Source organism: Bradyrhizobium sp. SZCCHNR1053, assembly GCF_032381235.1.
Lineage (GTDB): Bacteria > Pseudomonadota > Alphaproteobacteria > Rhizobiales > Xanthobacteraceae > Bradyrhizobium.
On the sequence record NZ_JAUHJM010000019.1, the window covers coordinates 1 to 18,636 of the forward strand.

At 65.2% G+C, this 18,636-nt stretch carries 18 protein-coding genes, 2 tRNA genes and 1 pseudogene; 9 read left to right on the forward strand and 12 right to left on the reverse strand.

From position 1 onward, the window contains the following. The 7 genes from QX051_RS28360 to QX051_RS28390 all read left to right on the forward strand — a co-directional run. Window positions 1-350 (forward strand): molybdopterin dinucleotide binding domain-containing protein (locus QX051_RS28360; RefSeq protein ID WP_315778393.1); only part of this gene is annotated, 350 nt, incomplete at its 5' end. 88 nt (window positions 351-438) lie between these two features. Next, entirely contained in the window at window positions 439-870 is a 432-nt protein-coding gene (locus QX051_RS28365; protein WP_315778394.1) for a DUF2478 domain-containing protein, read from the forward strand. Between the two features lie 98 nt (window positions 871-968). Continuing rightward, window positions 969-1,721, forward strand: a complete 753-nt coding sequence (locus QX051_RS28370) for a DUF4336 domain-containing protein (protein WP_315778395.1) — start codon at window positions 969-971, stop codon at window positions 1,719-1,721. A gap of 78 nt (window positions 1,722-1,799) precedes the next feature. Continuing rightward, window positions 1,800-2,117 (forward strand): metalloregulator ArsR/SmtB family transcription factor, encoded by a 318-nt coding sequence (locus QX051_RS28375; protein WP_315736010.1) that lies wholly within the window; start codon window positions 1,800-1,802, stop codon window positions 2,115-2,117. Window positions 2,118-2,165: 48 nt separating this feature from the next. Next, window positions 2,166-3,536, forward strand: coding sequence for an NAD(P)-binding domain-containing protein (locus QX051_RS28380; RefSeq protein WP_315778396.1), 1,371 nt, complete (start codon window positions 2,166-2,168; stop codon window positions 3,534-3,536). Then, window positions 3,533-4,717, forward strand: coding sequence for an MFS transporter (locus QX051_RS28385; protein WP_315736006.1), 1,185 nt, complete (start codon window positions 3,533-3,535; stop codon window positions 4,715-4,717). Before QX051_RS28380 ends, QX051_RS28385 begins: the two co-directional genes overlap by 4 nt. Window positions 4,718-4,781: 64 nt before the next feature. Next, entirely contained in the window at window positions 4,782-5,966 is a 1,185-nt protein-coding gene (locus tag QX051_RS28390) for an MFS transporter (protein WP_315778421.1), read from the forward strand. Between the two features lie 1,160 nt (window positions 5,967-7,126). Here the strand turns inward: QX051_RS28390 and QX051_RS28395 are convergent. After that, window positions 7,127-7,312: pseudogene (locus tag QX051_RS28395) on the reverse strand (replication initiator protein A); the annotation flags it as partial. A gap of 51 nt (window positions 7,313-7,363) precedes the next feature. On the opposite strand from QX051_RS28395, the gene QX051_RS28400 reads away from it, so the two are divergent. Then, window positions 7,364-7,891: a hypothetical protein gene (locus QX051_RS28400; protein ID WP_315778397.1), complete on the forward strand. Its 528-nt coding sequence runs from the start codon at window positions 7,364-7,366 to the stop codon at window positions 7,889-7,891. A gap of 430 nt (window positions 7,892-8,321) precedes the next feature. Here the strand turns inward: QX051_RS28400 and QX051_RS28405 are convergent. The 10 genes from QX051_RS28405 to QX051_RS28450 form a co-directional block, all read right to left on the reverse strand. Then, a tRNA-Phe gene (locus QX051_RS28405) sits at window positions 8,322-8,397 on the reverse strand. A gap of 173 nt (window positions 8,398-8,570) precedes the next feature. Beyond that, on the reverse strand, window positions 8,571-8,774 hold the full coding sequence (yacG, locus tag QX051_RS28410) for a DNA gyrase inhibitor YacG (RefSeq protein WP_315778398.1): 204 nt from the start codon (window positions 8,772-8,774) through the stop codon (window positions 8,571-8,573). 52 nt (window positions 8,775-8,826) lie between these two features. Continuing rightward, window positions 8,827-9,456, reverse strand: a complete 630-nt coding sequence (locus QX051_RS28415) for a Maf-like protein (protein ID WP_315773787.1) — start codon at window positions 9,454-9,456, stop codon at window positions 8,827-8,829. Window positions 9,457-9,639: 183 nt separating this feature from the next. Then, a complete protein-coding gene (locus QX051_RS28420; protein ID WP_315735995.1) occupies window positions 9,640-10,110 on the reverse strand; it encodes an arsenate reductase ArsC in 471 nt (156 codons plus the stop codon). 69 nt (window positions 10,111-10,179) lie between these two features. Continuing rightward, window positions 10,180-10,686 carry a UPF0262 family protein gene (locus tag QX051_RS28425; protein ID WP_015663966.1) on the reverse strand — a complete coding sequence of 169 codons (507 nt, stop codon included), beginning with the start codon at window positions 10,684-10,686 and terminating at the stop codon, window positions 10,180-10,182. Then, window positions 10,683-11,978 (reverse strand): histidinol dehydrogenase, encoded by a 1,296-nt coding sequence (gene hisD / locus QX051_RS28430; protein WP_315778399.1) that lies wholly within the window; start codon window positions 11,976-11,978, stop codon window positions 10,683-10,685. The genes QX051_RS28425 and hisD overlap by 4 nt, the downstream gene beginning before the upstream one ends. Window positions 11,979-12,065: 87 nt before the next feature. Then, on the reverse strand, window positions 12,066-12,515 hold the full coding sequence (locus QX051_RS28435; RefSeq protein WP_315735991.1) for a DUF2948 family protein: 450 nt from the start codon (window positions 12,513-12,515) through the stop codon (window positions 12,066-12,068). A gap of 24 nt (window positions 12,516-12,539) precedes the next feature. Then, window positions 12,540-13,829: a UDP-N-acetylglucosamine 1-carboxyvinyltransferase gene (gene murA, locus QX051_RS28440; protein WP_315778400.1), complete on the reverse strand. Its 1,290-nt coding sequence runs from the start codon at window positions 13,827-13,829 to the stop codon at window positions 12,540-12,542. A 150-nt stretch (window positions 13,830-13,979) separates the two neighbouring features. Further along, window positions 13,980-15,680, reverse strand: a complete 1,701-nt coding sequence (locus QX051_RS28445) for an FAD-dependent oxidoreductase (RefSeq protein ID WP_315778401.1) — start codon at window positions 15,678-15,680, stop codon at window positions 13,980-13,982. Between the two features lie 43 nt (window positions 15,681-15,723). After that, entirely contained in the window at window positions 15,724-15,906 is a 183-nt protein-coding gene (locus tag QX051_RS28450) for a hypothetical protein (protein ID WP_315778402.1), read from the reverse strand. Between the two features lie 353 nt (window positions 15,907-16,259). Here QX051_RS28450 and QX051_RS28455 point away from each other — a divergent pair. Further along, a tRNA-Thr gene (locus QX051_RS28455) sits at window positions 16,260-16,334 on the forward strand. Window positions 16,335-16,874: 540 nt separating this feature from the next. Here the strand turns inward: QX051_RS28455 and QX051_RS28460 are convergent. Next, entirely contained in the window at window positions 16,875-18,491 is a 1,617-nt protein-coding gene (locus QX051_RS28460) for an IS1182 family transposase (RefSeq protein WP_315775967.1), read from the reverse strand. Between the last annotated feature and the right edge of the window lie 145 nt (window positions 18,492-18,636).

An 18,636-nucleotide genomic window follows, 5' to 3' on the forward strand; every position in this document is an offset into this window, starting at 1 on the left:
TCATGGATGCCCAGAACGACTTCGTCATGGACCGGACGCCGTACCCCTTCATCGAGATGAACCCGAACGACATGAAGGAGCTCGGCCTGGGCGAAGGCGATCTGGTCGAGGTCTATAATGATGCCGGTTCGACCCAAGCGATGGTCCAGCCAACGCCGTCGGCGAAGCCAAAGCAGACGTTTATGCTCTTTGCGTTCCCGACCGGCGTGCAGGGCAACGTCGTCAACGCCGGAGTGAACGAGCTCATCATTCCCAACTACAAGCAGACGTGGGCGGACATCCGCAAGATCGCTTCGGCTCCCGAGACGACGAAACGGCTATCGTTCAAGTCGCCCCACTACAAGGCGTAGAGAACCGGGACCGGGCGGCGGGAGCCGCCCGGCCCCGATTCAAGTGTGTTGATCTCGGTCATGTCGCTGCCGGTCAGCCGAGGTCAACATGGTGCCGGGCTCGGCAAAATGCCGGATGCTCGACCTGTTGGACCTTCGCACCGGGGAGCGGGCGAGGATCACCCAGGATCGCGGAAGCGAGTCTCGCGGCTGCAAGCTGGACGAACAGGTCCTGCTCTCGATGGCGCATTGCATAGAATCCGCGATCAGGGATGCAGTGGATCTCGTCGTCATCAGTCGGTTTGGCAGAGCCGAGGCCGCAGGACACGGGCTGCTCGCTTCCTGCGCGGACGTCGTCTGCGCGGGAACCCCGCTCCTGACAGCGGTGCGGGAGCCCTACGTGGAACGCTGGCGCCAGTTTCACGGCGGCTTGGGAGCTGAGCTCCCCTGTTCGGCCGAGGCCGTTCTTGCCTGGTTCGACGCGATCCATCGCACTCCACAACACCGGGAGCAGAGCGTGCACGCTGAACCCGCCGGATAGAGGTGCAATCGATGCCGCCCCGCTAAACCTGCGCCGGCTCTAGGTCTTGAAAGGCGAGAGGGCTATAATCGGCGGCCCGGAACACCCGGCAGACCGCCATGTCGCGTACTCCATCGCTGTACGACCCGATTAACGAATACAAGCCCTTCGCGCCAGGAATCGGGGTCGTCGACGGGCCATTCGAGTACCTGACGATGGCTGGCGTGAAGCTGCCACTGCCGTTTTCGACGCGCATGACCGTCGTGCAGCTTCAGAATGGTGAACTATTCCTCCATTCACCCATCGCGCTCGATCTCGAACTCGCGCGCCACCTACGATCGATCGGTTCGATCAGCCATCTCGTATCACCAAACCAATTTCACTATGCTCACATCGGGGAGTGGTCGCGAGCATTCCCCGATGCCACTACGTGGGGGTCTCCGGGCGCACGCCGACGCGCACGGGCGCGAGGAACTGACGTGCGGTTTGATGATGAGCTTACGTCGACGCCGCCGTCGGCGTGGGGAGGTGAAATCGACCAAACTGCCATCCCAGGAGGCATTTTCGGAGAAATCGTCTTCTTTCACAAGGCGTCCAGAACGCTCATTCTCACCGATACGATCATCAACCTTGAGCTGGACAAGATTAGCGAGCCCTGGCGCTCGGCTGCGCGCCTCACGGGAATGTACCATCCCAATGGCCAGATCTTTTTCGGAATGCGCTTGCCACTCTTGTTGCACCGAAGAAGAGCCCGAGCCGCAATTGACAGAGTCTTGTCTTGGGACCCCGAGCGCATAATCGTGAGTCACGGGCGGTGCTTCGAGGCGAATGGCCGTCAAGTTCTCGATCGCTTCTTCGCCTGGTATGCCTGAGAGAACCAGAGCACGCGTTATTTCGACATTTCTAGAAATACCGTTGACTCTTCCTGCGCGCCGGCGCATATTTGCTACATGAAGATCGAAGACGTCGCAGCGCGCCTGGAAGCGCTTGGAAACCGGACCAGGCTCCAGATCTATCGGGCCCTCGTGAGAGCCGGCAGGGCCGGTCTGCCGGTCGGCCGGCTCCAGGAAAAGCTCAAGATTCCTGCGTCCACGCTGTCGCATCACATCAAGACGCTGGTCTCCGTCGGCCTGATCACGCAGGTCCGCGAATCCACCACGCTCGTTTGCCACGCCAACTACGAGATCATGCGCGGGTTGGTCGACTTCATGGCGGCCGAGTGCTGCGCCGACGAAGTGGAGTGCCGGAGCAAGAAGCCGGCGGCTTGATTTCTGATCGATCAATATTCGATAATTCTAGAAGGATAGGAGACGATCATGACGGAGAAGAAGAAGGTGGCGATCGTGGGGGCAGGCCCCGTAGGTCTCGCCGCGGCTGCGCACGTTCTCGAGCGCGGAATGGAGCCGATCGTGCTCGAGGCCGGACCCGAAGCGGCACATGCCGTTCGCCAGTGGCAGCATGTCCAGCTCTTTTCGCCCTGGGAGTACAACGTGGACAAAGCCGCGCAGCGTCTGCTCGCGCCGACCGGATGGAACTCTCCGGACCCTCAATCCTACCCCACCGGCGGCGAGCTCATCGACCGCTACCTGGAGCCGTTGGCGACGAAAACCGCGCTCCGCGAGTCGATACGCACCTCGAGCCGCGTGACCGCGATCAGCCGGGTCGGATTCGACAAGGCCAAGACCAAGGGTCGCGAGGGCGCTCCTTTCGAGATCCGCTATCAGAACGGCAAGGGGCCCGAGGTGCTGCGGGCTGATGCCGTCATCGACGTGTCTGGCACCTGGTTCTCTCCCAATCCCGCGGGAGCAAACGGTCTGCCCGCCCTCGGAGAACGGGAGTACGGGGGCAAGATCACCTACGGCATGCCGGACGTCCGCGGCGCCGAGCGAGCCAGATACGCTGGGAAGGCGGTCGCCGTCCTCGGCGCCGGCCATTCGGCCGTCGGTACGCTCATCGACCTCGCCCACCTCGCCGAAAAGGCACCTGGCACTGAGCCGGTCTGGCTCTTGCGCGGCGCCGACCCTGCGAAGTCGTTCGGCGGCGGCCGCAACGACAAGCTCGCGGCACGCGGCGAGCTAGGCGCCGCCTTCGCCGCGCTCGTCGCCTCCGGCAAGGTCCGGGTCGAAGCCGAATTCGGCGTCACGCATATCTCGGAGGCTGAAGGCCGGCTCCGGATCGCGGCCGGCGCGTGCTGCGGGGCGCGCAGCGTGGTCGCCGATGAACTGATCGTCTCGACGGGCTTCCGTCCCGACCTGTCGTTCCTGTCCGAACTGCGCCTAAAACTCGATCCGGCCATCGAGGCGCCCGTCGCTCTCGCTCCCCTCATCGATCCGAACGAGCATAGCTGCGGAACGGTACGCCCCCATGGTGCGCGCGAACTCGCACACGACGAGCCCGGTTTCTACGTGGCCGGCATGAAGTCCTACGGCCGCGCCCCCACCTTCCTCATGATGACCGGCTACGAGCAGGTCCGCTCGATCGCGGCCGACCTTGCGGGCGACAGGGCCGCCGCGGCGAGGGTCGAGCTCGTGCTGCCGGAGACCGGTGTCTGCACGCGTGGAAGCGTCGCGGCGGCCACGCTCGCGACGGCCTGCTGCGGCGGCCCTCCCAAGGAGGATGCATCGGCCTGCTGCGGCGCCGACGAGGCGGCCAAGAAGACGGGAGCTTCGGGCTGCGGGTGCTCATGAATCGAATTCCTGCGGGCCAGGCTGCAGGTCCGGTCGCGGTCGTCGTTGCACTCGGCACCACGCAAACCATTGCGTGGGCCTCGAGCTATTACCTTCCGGCCATCCTCGCTGCGCCAATCGCGCGGGATTTGGGTCTTGCACCCACCCATGTCTTCGCGGCGCTCTCGGGCGCCCTCGTGATCGCGGGACTTCTGGGGCCACGGGTGGGGCATGCCATCGACACGTTCGGAGGCCGAGGCCTGCTCGCGGCCTCGAACCTTGTTCTGTCGGGCGGCTTGTTCGTGCTCTCGATCGCAGAGGGGCCAGCACTCCTGGTCGTATCCTGGGTGCTGCTCGGGATCGGCATGGGAATGGGCCTCTACGAGGCGGCGTTCGCAACGCTCGCGCGCATCTACGGCAGCAAGGCGCGACGCTCCATCACCGGCATCACGCTGATCGCCGGGTTTGCCAGCACCGTCGGCTGGCCCTTGTCGACGTGGCTGGATGCCCAATACGGCTGGCGAGTGGCGTGCCAGGCTTGGGTGCTGATCCATTTGGTCCTGGCGCTTCCTCTCAATCTCTACTTGCCGCGTGCCGCGCCCCTACGACAGGAAGCCGGGACGGTGGATCATCCTCAACTCCCCTCGCGTGAAAGCGAAACGTTCGCGATCGTGGTGCTGGCCTACATGTTCGCCGCCGTCGGGTTCGTCAGCTCGGGGTTTTCGGCCATCCTGCCGACGATGCTGGTGTCCCTGGGTGCCTCACCGGCTGCCGCGTTGTTCGCAGGAACGTTGGTGGGGCCCGCCCAAGTTGGTGCCCGGCTTCTCGAAGCGGGTTGGCTCGGTCGCTTCCACCCGCTGCTCTCGGCGAGACTTGCTACACTGATGAATCCCATCGGCGTCATTACGCTGATCCTGGGAGGTCCTCTGTTCGCGTCTGCCTATGCGGTCCTGTACGGCGCTGGCAACGGGATCATCACCATCGCGCGCGGCACGCTGCCGCTGGCTCTGTTCGGACCCGCCGGCTTCGGGAGACGGGTCGGCATGATTTCGCTTCCGGCACGGGCAACGGGAGCCGTCGCACCGCTCGCGATGGGGCTCATGGTAGAACATGTCGGTAGCGTCGCGCTTTGGGTCAGCGCTCTCGCATCGCTGTCTGCCTTCGTCGCGCTGTTGCTCCTGCAGCCTGGGCGAACCGCATGAATGCCCACAGAATCGAGGGGAGGCGAGCATCCGCAACTTGACCGGCCGGCCGCTGATCGCGGTGATGTGTCTCGGACAGGTGGGCAACCTGCTGCCGCACGTGACCCTTTCGGCAAATCTGGCTCAACACCTGATGCCGGCATGGGGGCTCAGTGCCGCCGAAGGCGGCTTGATGGCAAGCGGCTACGCCTTCGGCTACATGCTCGCGGTGCCCCTACTGACGACGCTGACGGACCGTATCGACGCGCGCTTGGTGCTCCTCTGCGGATCGGTCGTGAGCGGACTTGCGACCATCGCCTTCGGCTTGTTTGCGCAAGGATTCTGGTCGGGCACAATCATCTGGTCGATCGCCGGACTCGGCTTTGCGGGGGCGTACATGCCGGGCCTGAAGGCGCTCACCGACCGGCTCCCGGCAGGAGACAGTTCGCGTGCGGTCACGCTGTACACATCGAGCTTCTCGTTCGGGGTGGGTATCTCTTTTCTGGTGGCGCAGGTGACGGCGGACAAATGGGGCTGGCCTGCTGCGTTCGTGGTCACCGGAATCGGACCCATTGCAATGGTGATGGCGTGCGCGCTGATGGAAGCTCGCCGACCGGAGCCCAAGACAGGGCGTCTTTTGAACTTCAAGCCGGTGTTCGCCAACCGAGAGGCCCTCGGCTACATTTTCGGCTACGGCGCCCACTGTTTCGAACTCTACGGCATCCGTACCTGGCTGGTAGGTTTCTGGACGTTCGTGGTTGCGCACCAGGACGCGCCGTCATGGCTGTCGCCAGTCGTAGTGAGCTTCTTGTTTGCAATCATCTCGATGCCCGCCAGCATTTTGGGCAACGAAGCCGCGCTGAAGTTCGGGCGGCACCGTGCGATTATCTCGGTGATGATCACGTCCGCCTGCGTGGCGACCATCATCGCCTTCAATGCAACCGCCCCGGCCTGGGCGCTGGTGCTGCTGCTGCTGATCTACGGCGTAACGGTCCCTGCCGACTCTGGAGCGTTGACCGCGGGAATGAGCGCAGCGGCCGACCCCAATTATCGGGGAGCCACGTTGGCGCTGCACTCCACTGTGGGCTTCGGGTTGTCGGCCCTCGGAGCCTGGGGCACGGGCGTGGCCCTCGACGCGGCGGGAGGACCCCAGAGCGCCGGCGGGTGGTGGCTTGCCTTTATGATGCTGGCCGTCGGGATTCTCATGGGTCCGCTTGCGCTGCTCCTGTCCCGGGCGGCTCGACCGAAGAGGGACGTCCCTGCGCAATAGGGCGAAGCACCTCGAGCGCTCTGTGCTTCTAACGATTTTGATCACCTCCACCAGTGTGATCAGGGAGAGTTCCTTGTGCTCCGGTCTCGTATCTACATCGTCGCGTATGGTTATCGGACTATCGCCTTCCGGGTCTCTAATTCGAGCACGGCGCTCGCGCGCCTTTGTCGCGAGTCGGCTTTGACGCGCGGAGACATGAACCAGATCCAAGCCACGACCTGGAGCGCGAGATTGAGAGCAAAGGCTGTCCGATAAGCGATTTCGGGATAGTGTCCCGCTTGAGGTGTCCAATACTGAAGTACAACGCCGGTCGCGTATTGCACAACGAAGGCCGCGGCAATGTGGAACAGATTCAGCGCGCCGTTGGCCCTTCCGGGGAGCTGTTTCGGGAAATACTTGGCCAGAGTCGCGAAGCTCAGCACCGTAGCCGCGCCGACGGCCGCTACAACGGCCCACTGCAAACATGACGGCAAGGGCAAGCGCAGATCAATGCGAACTGAGTTGCAATAAAGACAGCCGCAACAAGCCCCAGGAGCACCTCCGGTCCAACACCGCGCCTTCGCAGCCGATCGGCACCGCCCCCAAGAAGAATGGCACCCAGGCTGAGCGCGACCGCCATCGCAAACAACTGAAATACCACGCCGGCGCGATCGAGGCCCTCAACGTCCTTGAACCACTGCGCCGCCCAGAGCCCTTAAGAGCCCAGGCCGTTCCAATGCAGGATGCCGAGAGCGGCGCAACGCGCCAGAATCGCGGATCGGCATAGACCTCTTTCAAACCGGCTGCGACCGCGCCGCCCGGAACTGCAGTCCTCTCGGGCACGATCAGATAAATCGTGATCGCACCGGCGACAGTCAGCCCAGCGAGCAGACCAAATAGTTCACGTCAACCAATCCACTCCAGCAACAGGTCGGCCGGCAATGTCGCCGTGACCGCACCCAGCGCGCCCAGCATCACCATCAAGCCGTTCGGGAGCGGGACGCGATCCCCGGGAAACCAGAGAACGAGTGGCACGGGGATTTTTGGCCGCTTCTGCCAACCGCGCAGCCATGCCCTCGGAGAGGTAAATGCCAATTCTGGGTTTCATGAGAGAGACTTGCTCTGAGAGCGACTAGAGAGTCGTTAGTCGTGCAAACAAATCACGCTGGCATCAGCGGTCTGGTGCCGCGGCCGACGAAGGTCAGGATTTCGTAGGGCGTTGCCGCCATCAGACGGGACGTCTTCAGTCCGCCATCGCGAGCTTCAACGATTTGCGAAGCAGCCCAGATCAGGACGTCGGCGTCCCAAATAGTCGCCATGCCGTGCTCCGGAACGGCTTCGACACGAATGCGGATCTCGCCGGCGCGAAGAGCACCAATCCATGGGATGAAGTTGCCGCGTGATTAAATGGACTCGCAATGACCACTCTGTGTATCAAGTACGTATACGAGGACATGGATCGACACGGTAATGTGCGCCGGTATTTCCAGCACAATCGAGGACCCAATATCCGTCTTCGTGCCGTGCCAGGTACCGACGAATTCGGGGGAGAGTACCAGGCCGCTCTGAATGGCAAGATCGAGCCCAGAGAGACCGAACAACCGCAGGGCACGCGCGCGAAAAATGGGTCGCTGCGATGGCTGATTGAGCAATACTACGCCTCGGCGGAGTTCACGAGACTCGACACCAGCACCAAGTCAGCCCGACGCGGCATTCTCGATAATTTGTGTAGCGAACCGGTCTCGGACGAGAATTCGAATTTGATCGGTTCCTTGCCCTACGCCTCGATGCCGAGCAGCAAGGTGCGCGCGCTGCGCGATCGCAAAGCGGAATTTCCCGAGGCTGCCAACGGTCGCATCAAGGCGCTGCGCCAAGTCTTCAAGTATGCAATCGCGGCGGAGCATCCCGGCGCCGAGCGAAATCCGGCCGGGATGTGCCGTACATGAAGACCGGATCGCAGGGCTTCCACACTTGGACGATTGCTGAAGTGCTGCAATATGCCAAGAAGCATCCAATCGGCACCAAGGCGCATCTCGCACTCGCGCTATTGCTGTTCACCGGTCAGCGAAGATCGGACGTCGTTAAATTTGGCCGACAACACATCAAGAATGGCTGGCTTACGTTTACGGGCGCATGCATTGCGGCCGAGAACGGCGCGGCCGAGAAGCAGCTGATGGCGATCTTCGGATGGCAGACGATGAAGGAGGCCGCGCACTATACCAAGATGGCCAACAAAAACGTCTCGCCGCGAGCGCGATACCGCTCCTGTCCCTCGATCAAACCGCGAACAATAGTCTCCCACTTTTGGGCCCGGTTGAAGAAAGTGGGAGTAAAAGGGGGAAAAAACCGAGGAAGATCAAAGCCTGATTTGAGACATGGTGCCCAGGGGCGGAATCGAACCACCGACACTGCGATTTTCAGTCGCATGCTCTACCAACTGAGCTACCTGGGCAGGTCTCTTGCGGGCAAAAAAGCCCGGCGAGCCGGCGGGTTATAGTGGGACCGGACCGCGCTGTCTACCGCCCTGAGGGCAAGTTTTCACATTCCTTGTGCGGTTGCGCGGCGGCGCGGGACGCACGTCCCGACCGGCCGGCACCGTAGGGGCAAGATGATGAAAACACGGCACTATTCGACGTCGTCCTCGTCGCCCTCGGCGGCCGGGATGACATAGGAGCCGCTGAGCCAGCGATGCAGGTCGACGTCGCGGCAGCGCGGCGAGCAGAACGGGCGGACGGCCTCGGCCGCGGGCCGGTTGCAGATCGGGCAGCGGCGGACGGGCTTGGCGGATTTCGAAGCGGGAGCGCTCCGGTGGAGCGATTTGTCTGACATCGGCGGCTATTTAATGGGCTGGACGCGCGGATGCACCCCCGCACGCGAATGGTCAGACGGCGACCGTGTTGAGCCAGCCGAAGCGGATCGGGAAACCCTCGCCGGCGAGCAGCGTCGTCGTCTCGTAGAGCGGCAGGCCGACGACGTTGGTGTAGGAGCCGACCATCTTGACCACGAACGAGCCGGCGATGCCCTGCACGGCGTAGCCGCCGGCCTTCCCCCGCCATTCGCCTGAGCCGATATAGGCCTGGATATCGTCCTCGCTGAGCCGCTTGAAGCGGACGCGGGTCTCGACCAGGCGCTGGCGGAACGCCTCCTTCGGCGTCACCAGGGTGATCGCGGTGTAGACGCGATGGTTGCGGCCCGACAGCAGCCGCAGGCACTGCGAGGCCTCGTCGACCAGATTGGCCTTCGGCAGAATGCGGCGGCCGACCGCGACCACCGTGTCGGCGGAGATGATGAACGACCCGCGCAGCTCGTCGTCGAGCTGGACGGATTTGAGCGCGGCATCGGCCTTGGCGCGGGCGAGGCGATTGGCGCAGGCGCGCGGCAGCTCGCCGCGCCTCGGCGTTTCGTCGACATCGGCCGGGCGCAGCGCGTCGGGCTCGATGCCGGCCTGGTTGAGCAGCGCCAGACGCCTGGGCGAACCGGATGCAAGAACGATTTTGGGACGGCCGAGCATGCTGATTTCGCTAGGGGATTCGGAAGCTGTGGGGCGGGCGCGCGGAACCTATCGGAAGGGCTGCCATTCCACAACCCGCGAGGCGTGCGACAAGTCCGAGACGGGCCTGCTCTACGGCCTCAGTTTGAGCGGCGGACGACGTTGGTATTTCGGTTCGATGACACCTGTGCAGGAACCGGGACCCTACAAGCCCGCCGGCCCGGGCTTGCCGAAACGCTTGCGGATCCGCGTGAACAGGCCGTCGCAGACTTCGCGATAGGCGGCGAGCTTCTGCTCGCGGTTGCCGTCGGCGCCGGTCGGATCGGGCGTCGGCCAGTATTCGACGTCGGCGGCGATGGTACGGGTCAGCTCCAGCGCCTTGTGATGGGCCTCGGGAGACAGGGTGATGATGAGGTCGAAATTCAGCCCCTCCCAGTCCTCGAGCTCCTCGAAGGTCGTCGGCTTGTGCTGCGAGATGTCCTGGCCGAGCTCGGCCATCACAGACACCGCGAACGGGTCGAGCTCGCCCTTCTTGACGCCGGCGGAGCGGACATAGAGCGCCTGCGGATACATCTGGCGCAGCAGGCTCTCGGCCATCGGCGAGCGCACGCTGTTCTGGCCGCAGGCGAACAGCACCGCCTGCGGCTGGCGCGCGCGCGGCGGCACCTCGGCCATGCGCCTAGGCGCCCTCGGCCGCGAAGGTGGCCGGGCCCGGCAGCAGGCGACGATGCAGCGCGGACGGCATCACTGGCCCTCGCCCTTCCAGTGCAGCACGGTGATCAGGGTGAACAGCCGGCGCGAGGTCTCGAAATCGACCCGCACCTTGCCCTTCAGCCGCTCCTGCAGGGTGCGCGAGCCCTCGTCATGGATGCCGCGGCGGCCCATGTCGATGGCCTCGATCTTGTCGGGCGTCGCGGTGCGGATCGCCTGGTAGTAGCTGTCGCAGATCATGAAATAGTCCTTCACGATCCGCCGGAACGGCGACAGCGACAGCAGATGCGTCACGACAGGCGTGCCGTCCTCGCGGCGGATGTCGAACATCAGCCGGTTGGCGGTGATGCCGAGATGCAGGGTGAACGGACCGGCGCCGTCGGCACCTTCGGGCGCGAACAGATTCTCCTCGACGAGGTCGTAGATCGCAATCGCCCGCTCATGCTCGATGTCCGGACCAGAGCGGCCGATCGACTCCTCGTCGAGCGTCACCGCCACGATGCGATTGGTCCGGTCGTCGCCTGGCGGGTGCTGGGTCATGGCAGGTTGAGGCGTATTCCCACGGAGCGTGAATGGGCGTCGAGGCCCTCGGCCTTGCCCAGAGTCATCGCCGCTGGCCCCAGCGCGCGCAACTGCTCGGGGCCGCATTTCAACAGCGACGTGCGCTTCATGAAGTCGAGCACGCCGAGGCCTGAGGAGAACCGCGCCGAGCGCGCGGTCGGCAGCACGTGATTGGAGCCGCCGACATAGTCGCCGATCGCCTCCGGCGTGTGCGCACCGAGGAAGATGGCGCCGGCATTGCGGACCTTGGCCGCGAACGCGTCGGGATCGGCCGTCATGATCTCCAGATGCTCGGCGGCGATGGCATCCGCCAGCGGCACGGCCTGGTCGAGATTGTCGACCTCGATGATGGCGCCGAAATCGGCCCAGGACGCGCCGGCGATCGCGGCGCGAGGAAGCGTCTTGAGCTGGCCCTCGACGGCGCGGGCGACGTCATCGGCGAGGCGGCGGCTGTCGGTGATCAGGATCGACTGCGCGCTGGCGTCGTGCTCGGCCTGGGCGAGCAGATCGGCCGCGATCCAGTCGGCATTGCCGCTGTCGTCGGCGATGACAAGCACCTCGGAGGGGCCGGCGATCATGTCGATGCCGACCTTACCGAACACCAGCCGCTTGGCGGCGGCGACATAGGCATTGCCCGGGCCGACGATCTTGGCGACGGGGGCGATCGTCGCCGTGCCATGCGCCAGCGCCGCCACGGCCTGGGCGCCGCCGACGCGGTAGATCTCGGAGACGCCGCCGAGATGGGCGGCGGCCAGCACCAGCGGATTGAGCCTGCCGTCCGGCGCCGGCACCACCATCACGAGGCGCGCGACGCCTGCGACCTTGGCCGGAATGGCGTTCATCAGCACCGAGGACGGATAGGCCGCAGTGCCACCCGGCACATAGAGCCCTGCCGATTCGATCGCGCTCCAACGCCAGCCGAGCTCGACGCCGGCGGCGTCGGTGAAGCGTTGGTCCTGCGGCAGCTGCTTGAGATGAAAGGCTTCGATGCGGTCGCGGGCGAATTTCAGCGCGTCCAACGTGGCCGTATCGCAGGCCTTGAAGGCGGCCTCGATCTCGGCAGGCTTGACGCGCAACGAGGAGGCGTCGAGCTCCAGCCGGTCGAACTTGCGCGTTGCCTCGAGCAGCGCCGCATCGCCGCGTTTGGCGACGTCGTCGACGATGGCGCGCGCGGCGGCTTCGACGTCGGCGGAGGTCTCGCGCTTGGCGGCGAGAAACTGCCGAAACTGGGCGTCGAAATCGGTGCTGGCGCGGGACAGGCGAATGGGCATCTCTGGCACTTTCCGAAGGGGTGGCTGCCCCCGACCCCCTGCTCAATGGCGCGGCAGCGCGGGGCCGTCAACCCTTTGAACAGGCGCCTACCGGGTCAGCGGCGGACCGCCATCGATATCGCTGGTGCCGAGATCGTCCTCGCCAAGATCGGTCAGCTCGCATTCCAGACATTCGACATCGAGCCGCAATGCGCCGCCATGGGAGAACAGCAGCAGCGCGCTGCCGGCGGGCGGCTCGGCGCCGGCATGGAATTCGATGCCGATCAGCTCCAGCACAGTATCGGGCGCATCGACCTCGATCCGCCGCGACTTGCAGGCCAGCACCCGATCGAACCGCAGCGCCGCCAACAGCCGGCGCGGCTCGCTCTCACCATGCAGCGCCTGGTCCCAGTCGAGCCGGTTCATGCCGATCACCAGCCGCTTCTCGGCCTGGCGCCAGATGATGTCGGCCGCCTGCACCCGCGCATCCTGCACATGGGCCGAGATCACGGCGAGATCGTCGGCATCGAGCGCGATCAGTTTGAGCCGGTCGGTCACGGTCTCATCCTCTTGGCAGCGCCCTCACTCGCGGATGCGCTCGATCGTGGCGCCGCAGGCCTTCAGCTTGTCCTCCAGCCGCTCGAAGCCGCGATCGAGATGATAGACGCGATTGATCATGGTTTCGCCTTCCGCGGCAAGCCCGGCAATCACCAGCGACACCGAGGCGCGCAGATCGGTCGCCATCACAGGCGCGCCACGCAAGCTCGAGGTGCCCTCGATCCGAGCGGTCTCGCCATCGAGACTGATCCGCGCGCCGAACCGCGCGAGTTCCTGCACATGCATGAAACGGTTCTCGAAGATGGTCTCGGTGATCGCCGAGGCGCCCTGCGCGCAGACCATCAGCGCCATCAGCTGGGCCTGCAGGTCGGTCGGAAAGCCGGGGAACGGCGCGGTCGTCACCTGCACCGGGCGGATGCCGTGGCCGTTTCTGACGACGCGGATGCCCTCGGCGTCGCTCGTGATCTCGGCGCCCGCCTCGATCAGCACGTCGAGCGCGGACTGCAACAGCTCCGGCCGCGCGCCGGCGAGCCGGACATCGCCGCCGGTCATCGCCGCGGCGATCGCATAGGTGCCGGCCTCGATGCGGTCGGGCAGCACGGTGTGACGCGCGCCGTGCAGAGACGCCACGCCCTCGATCTCGATGCGCGGCGTGCCGGCACCGGTGATGCGCGCGCCCATCTTGTTGAGGCAGTCGGCGAGATCGGTGATCTCCGGCTCGCAGGCGGCGTTGGTGATGACGGTCGTGCCCTTGGCGAGGCTCGCGGCCATGACCGCGACATGGGTGCCGCCGACGGTGACCTTGGGGAAGTCGATCGTGCCGCCGCGCAGGCCGCCCGGCGCTTTGGCGACCACGTAGCCGGCGTCGATGTCGATATTGGCGCCGAGCTTTTCCAGCGCCATGATCAGGAGATCGACCGGACGGGTGCCGATCGCGCAGCCGCCGGGCAGGGACACCCGCGCCTCGTGCATGCGCGCCAGCAGCGGCGCGATCACCCAGAAGCTGGCGCGCATCCGCGACACCAGCTCATACGGCGCCGTGGTGTCGATGATGTTGGCCGCCGAGATCTGCAGCGTCTGGCCCTGGTACTGGCCATCGCCGGGACGCTTGCCGACCGACATGATGTCCACGCCGTGATTGCCGAGAATGCGCTGCAGCTGCGCGACGTCGGCAAGGCGCGGGACGTTGTCCAGGATCAGCGTCTCCGGCGTCAAAAGACCCGCGATCATCAGCGGCAGGGCGGCGTTCTTCGCGCCCGAAATCGGGATGGTGCCGCGAAGCGGGTTGCCGCCGACGATGCGAATGCGATCCATGCTGGTCCTGTGGGGCTGGCCGGGAAATTGGGCTAAGGTCGGCGCAACAGGACCGACATTACGGCGATTTGATGGGTTCGCAACGGCAGGTCGCATCGCCGGGGAATTCATCCCCTGACGGTGCGGCCCGCCGCGGCGGGAACGCGCGAATCAGACCGGTGGGACCAGCGCATCGGCCAGAAACCCGTGCAGCGCGGCGACGACCTGGGCCCCCTCGCCGATCGCACCGCCGACGCGCTTGACCGAGCCGGAGCGGACGTCGCCGACCGCATAGACGCCGGGCACCGAGGTCTCGAGCGGCGACACCATCCGCCCGGCATTCTGCTCCGACTGCGCGCCGGTGACGACGAAGCCGGCGCGGTCGAGCGTGATGCCGCAGCCGTCGAGCCAGCCGGTGGCGGGATCGGCGCCGACGAACAGAAAGAGATTGCTGATGTCAGCGGGCGTCTCTTCGCCGGACAGCCGGCTCTTCAGGGTGATGCGTTCGAGCCCCGTGTCGGCCCCGCCATCGAGCGCGACGACCTCGGTGTTGAACAACAGCTCGATGTTCGGCGTCGCCTCGATGCGCTCGATGAGATAGCGCGACATCGACGCGGCAAGCCCGCCGCCGCGGATGATCATCCGCACCTTCTTGACGTGCCCCGACACAAACACCGCGGCCTGGCCGGCGGAGTTGCCGCCGCCGACCAGCGCAACCTCCTGTCCCGCGCACAGCCGCGCCTCGATCGGCGAGGCCCAGTACCACACGCCGCGGCCCTCAAACTCCTTGAGCCGGTCGAGATCAGGCCGGCGATAGCGCGCACCGCTGGCAACCACCACCGAGCGCGCCCGCACCTCGTCGCCGCCCTCGAGCGCCAGCACGAAGGCGCCGGCCTTGCGCTCGCAGTCGAGCGCATTGACCGCCACCGGGATCATGATCTCGGCGCCGAACTTCTGCGCCTGGTTGAAGGCGCGCGCGGTCAGCGCGAGACCGGTGATGCCGGTCGGGAAGCCGAAATAGTTCTCGATGCGGGCGCTGGCGCCGGCTTGGCCGCCGAACGCACGCGAGTCCAACACCGCCACCGACAGACCTTCGGAGGCGCCATACACCGCGGTGGCCAGGCCCGCCGGCCCGCAGCCGACGACCGCGACATCGTAGATCTTCTCGCCGCGCGGACCGCCGATCATCCCCACGGCACGCGCCAGCTCGGTCTCGCTGGGATTGCGCAGCACGCTGCCGTCGGACACCACCACCAGCGGCAGCTCGGCGGGCGTCGGTGAATAGCGCGCGATCAGATCGGCCGCGTCGTGATCATCAGCGGGATCGAGCAGATGGTGCGGAAAGCCGTTGCGGGTAAGAAAGCTCTGCAGCCGCGCGATCGCAGCCGATTGCGGCGGGCCGATCATGACCGGGCCGCCGGCGCCGCCCTGGATCAGGTTGACCCGGCGCAGGATCAGCGCCCGCATGATGCGCTCGCCGAGCTCGGCCTCGGCGATCAGCAGCGCGCGCAGCCGTTCGGGACGAATCAGGATGACCTCGACGTCGCCCTCGGCATGGCCGTCGACCAGCGCGACGCGGCCGGAGAGCTGGGCGATCTCGGCCAAAAACTGCCCTGGCCCCTGGTCGATCACCGGCGTGACGTGACCGAGGCCGTCACGCTGGGTGATCGCGACATGGCCTTTGAGAATCACGAACATGCCGGGGCCGGGCTTGCCGGTCTCGAACAGCAGCTCGCCGTCGCGATAGGTCTGGATCTCGCCGAAGCCGCGCAGACGCGCGATCTCCTGGGGCGTCAGCTCTGGAAAGGTCTGCTCAAAGCGGGGCAGCGTCTTCGCCAGCTCCGCCCGCTGTGCCCCTGCCTCCACCGTCATCCCTTCATCCGCTGCCATCACGCCCACCCCGCTTGCAATCTGCTCAACGCTTCGAATCGTCCGGGCCGTCGGCAGCGGCCTCGTCCACGCCGCCCTCCTCGGCCGTCACCGCCTGGCTGCGCTCGCGGCTCTGCGCCTTGCGCCGCTTCAGGTTCTCGCGCAGCGCCTGCTTCAGCCGCTCCTCGCGCGCGCCCTTCGGCGCCGCCTTCCCGGTCTTATCCGTCATCCCCTTCCCCCGGTCACCCGATACCAGAGGCACAATTGGGGCCCCAGATGCGAAAGCCAAGAGGCGTTGGCGACGCAGACGCTAGGTTCCGCCCGACCGGCCGTCGCCTGCCCGGATGGGGAGTTGCCGGCGCGACCCGGGCATTGGGGACGCCAAGGGCGGCCAACCGCGAGAATCCACCGTGAACGGGTGATTTCGGTCCGATTTCGGAGGTCTTTCGCTCCCTTTCGATGCATCACGCTGACGTCTTTCCCCGAAAACCGGACGAGCCGCGCTTGCGCAGGCGGGGACCTTGTGGCAAGAACCGCCCGCGTTCGGTCGCGGCCTTCGGGCCGGTCCCCGCTAGTCCCTTTGCTGCCGTAGCTCAGTGGTAGAGCACTCCCTTGGTAAGGGAGAGGTCGACAGTTCAATCCTGTCCGGCAGCACCAGGGCATTCTTCCCCGACATGATCTTCGGCGACGCCTCGGGACCGCAGGCCACGCACAGATGCGCGTCATCGGCCTCGCGGCGCAATTTGCGTCCGAGCTCTGCTGCAGCACCGCCCTCTCCGGAAAATCGAGGGCGCAGGGAAGGCCGGGCGCTGGCCGCGCCCGTGGCCCGCCTGCGGAAAAAAATGCAGGCGGCAGGTACCACAGGTCTGGCCGAACACACCCGGCCCTCCCTGCGCGATGGGCTTACGATTTATACGCGCTCTCCCTGGGGACCGGGCTTTGTTGCCCCCATCACCCGCGATGCACTGACGCACATCAGCGAGCTTGACCTCAGCATCGGGAGGCCAGGACCACGCGACTTCACCGTCCGTATCGAAGTTGTTCGTCCGCTCGCGAATGCGCGCTGCAACTCCGACCCGGCCACCGCATCCCACACCCAACGCTCGTGACGACTCGCGAACGCCCCTCTTTCGATGAGCACGGGACGGCCGGAAATGTGCAGGTGATTTGCCCGACGAGGCTGGGCAAGAATCCGAATTAGGGGGGTGAGAGGGCTCGGCGCGGTGCAATTTCGAGCCATGACTGCATCATGGTCCAGAATCGGATCAGGGCAAGCGAAACCGCCTCCCATGCGCCCCTCGCTTCGCCGGAAGTGGCATGTAGAGCTGCAAGAGCCCATTCGGCGATGCGGGCGAGGAAGTCGTCGAAGCCGAGAATGTTGAGGGCGCGGGTGAGATTGTAGCAGAGCGCCATGAGGCTCCATTCCCCGCGAACCTTGTCGAAGCCGCGGACAAGGAAGTGCTGATAGCCGGCGCGGCACTTGAGCGTGCCGAACGGGTGCTCGACGATGGCCGAGCGGCGGCGCATCAATTGGCCGGCCTGTTCGCTCGCCATCCTCTGGCGGTGACGATCCAGCACCTCTTCGTGCTCCCATCGAGAGACGCGGCGGCTTTTTTCCTTCGCAGAGAGACAAGACGCCTTGAGGGGGCAGATGCCGCAAGTCGCCACGGAGGCCAGGTAGCGGCGTTCCATCCTGCCGCTCGTATTCTTCCAGAGCTTCTTTGTTGGATGCAGCGCTTGGCCTGCGGGACACTGGTAGGTGTCGGTCGCGGAATTGTAGGTGAAGTCACCTCGCGTGAAGCGACCGTGCTTCTTGCCATTGCCGTGATGCAGCGGGACATAGGCGGTGACGCCGTCATCCTCGCAAGCCTTGATATCCTCGCTGTTGTAATAGCCGACATCTGCCAGTATCTGCAGCGCCTCGACCTGGAGGCCCTCCTTGGCCGCCTTCGCCATCATATGAAGGTGTCCTGTATCGCTGCGATTGACGACCTCGCTGGCGATGATCAGCTTATGCTTGTCGTCGACGACGCTCTGGACATTGTAGCCTGCGATCGTCTGGTCGCCCTTGCTCAGCAGTCGCGCATCGGAATCGGTCTTCGACACCTGTCCCTTGTCGCCCTTGTCCAGGTTCTCCAGATCGGACTGTGCGCGTTCACGCCTGGCCATCAGCTCCTTGATCTTGTCCCCGACATCGCCGCCATCCTTGTTGCCATCCTTGCCGTCGTCGGGCTGCTTGGCTTCCGCCGCGTCGTTGGTGTCGAGAGACTTGCCGTACGCCTCAATCTCCTCATCGAGCTTGGCGATCTGTTTGGCGAGCTTCCCGCGCGTGAAGATGCTGTCCTTGCTGGCATTGCCGTGGAACAGCGCGCCGTCGACCGCGACCAGGGTCCCGCCGATCAACCCGATCTCCTGCAGCAACAGGACGAAGCTACGGTTCGCCGCCTTCAAGGCAGCCCAGTTCTCCTTGCGGAAGTTCGCAATCGTCCGATAGCCGGGCTTCAGGTTCCTCAACAACCAGATCAGCTCCAGATTGCGGCCGGCTTCACGCTCGAGCCGGCGCGACGATCTGATCTGGTTCAGATAACCATAGAGATAAAGCTTCAGCAGGTCCGCCGGATCGTACGGCGGCTGCCCGACACCCGATCCCCTCCGCTTGGCGTGGCGGAAGCCAAGCTTGGCCAGATCGAGAGCGTTGACGTAGCTGTCAATCGCACGAACCGGATTGTCCGGCCCGACATAATCCTCAATCCGAGGCGGAAGCAGGCTCTTTTGATCGCGGCTCTCGCCGCTCTTGAACGGCCGATTCGTCATGCCCCCAAATCTTACCGTGAACACTGAGTTCTTGCCCAGCCCCGACGACACAAGGGGAATTGTTGCGGCAAACTAGCACGACGGGCAGTTTGGGCATGGCCGGCATGCGGGAGCTTTGTTGTTTGGTGCAGCGTCACCGTAATCC

Bases quoted from the DNA above. Each gene is read 5' to 3' on its own strand.
- QX051_RS28400 (WP_315778397.1), top strand. From the start codon at position 7,364: ATGACCACTCTGTGTATCAAGTACGTATACGAGGACATGGATCGACAC.
- QX051_RS28425 (WP_015663966.1), bottom strand. From the start codon at position 10,686: ATGACCCAGCACCCGCCAGGCGACGACCGGACCAATCGCATCGTGGCG.
- hisD (WP_315778399.1), bottom strand. From the start codon at position 11,978: ATGCCCATTCGCCTGTCCCGCGCCAGCACCGATTTCGACGCCCAGTTT.
- QX051_RS28445 (WP_315778401.1), bottom strand. From the start codon at position 15,680: ATGACGGTGGAGGCAGGGGCACAGCGGGCGGAGCTGGCGAAGACGCTG.
- yacG (WP_315778398.1), bottom strand. From the start codon at position 8,774: ATGTCAGACAAATCGCTCCACCGGAGCGCTCCCGCTTCGAAATCCGCC.
- QX051_RS28375 (WP_315736010.1), top strand. From the start codon at position 1,800: ATGAAGATCGAAGACGTCGCAGCGCGCCTGGAAGCGCTTGGAAACCGG.
- QX051_RS28365 (WP_315778394.1), top strand. From the start codon at position 439: ATGGTGCCGGGCTCGGCAAAATGCCGGATGCTCGACCTGTTGGACCTT.
- QX051_RS28370 (WP_315778395.1), top strand. From the start codon at position 969: ATGTCGCGTACTCCATCGCTGTACGACCCGATTAACGAATACAAGCCC.
- QX051_RS28415 (WP_315773787.1), bottom strand. From the start codon at position 9,456: ATGCTCGGCCGTCCCAAAATCGTTCTTGCATCCGGTTCGCCCAGGCGT.
- murA (WP_315778400.1), bottom strand. From the start codon at position 13,829: ATGGATCGCATTCGCATCGTCGGCGGCAACCCGCTTCGCGGCACCATC.
- QX051_RS28390 (WP_315778421.1), top strand. From the start codon at position 4,782: ATGTGTCTCGGACAGGTGGGCAACCTGCTGCCGCACGTGACCCTTTCG.
- QX051_RS28420 (WP_315735995.1), bottom strand. From the start codon at position 10,110: ATGGCCGAGGTGCCGCCGCGCGCGCGCCAGCCGCAGGCGGTGCTGTTC.
- QX051_RS28385 (WP_315736006.1), top strand. From the start codon at position 3,533: ATGAATCGAATTCCTGCGGGCCAGGCTGCAGGTCCGGTCGCGGTCGTC.
- QX051_RS28450 (WP_315778402.1), bottom strand. From the start codon at position 15,906: ATGACGGATAAGACCGGGAAGGCGGCGCCGAAGGGCGCGCGCGAGGAG.
- QX051_RS28380 (WP_315778396.1), top strand. From the start codon at position 2,166: ATGACGGAGAAGAAGAAGGTGGCGATCGTGGGGGCAGGCCCCGTAGGT.
- QX051_RS28460 (WP_315775967.1), bottom strand. From the start codon at position 18,491: ATGACGAATCGGCCGTTCAAGAGCGGCGAGAGCCGCGATCAAAAGAGC.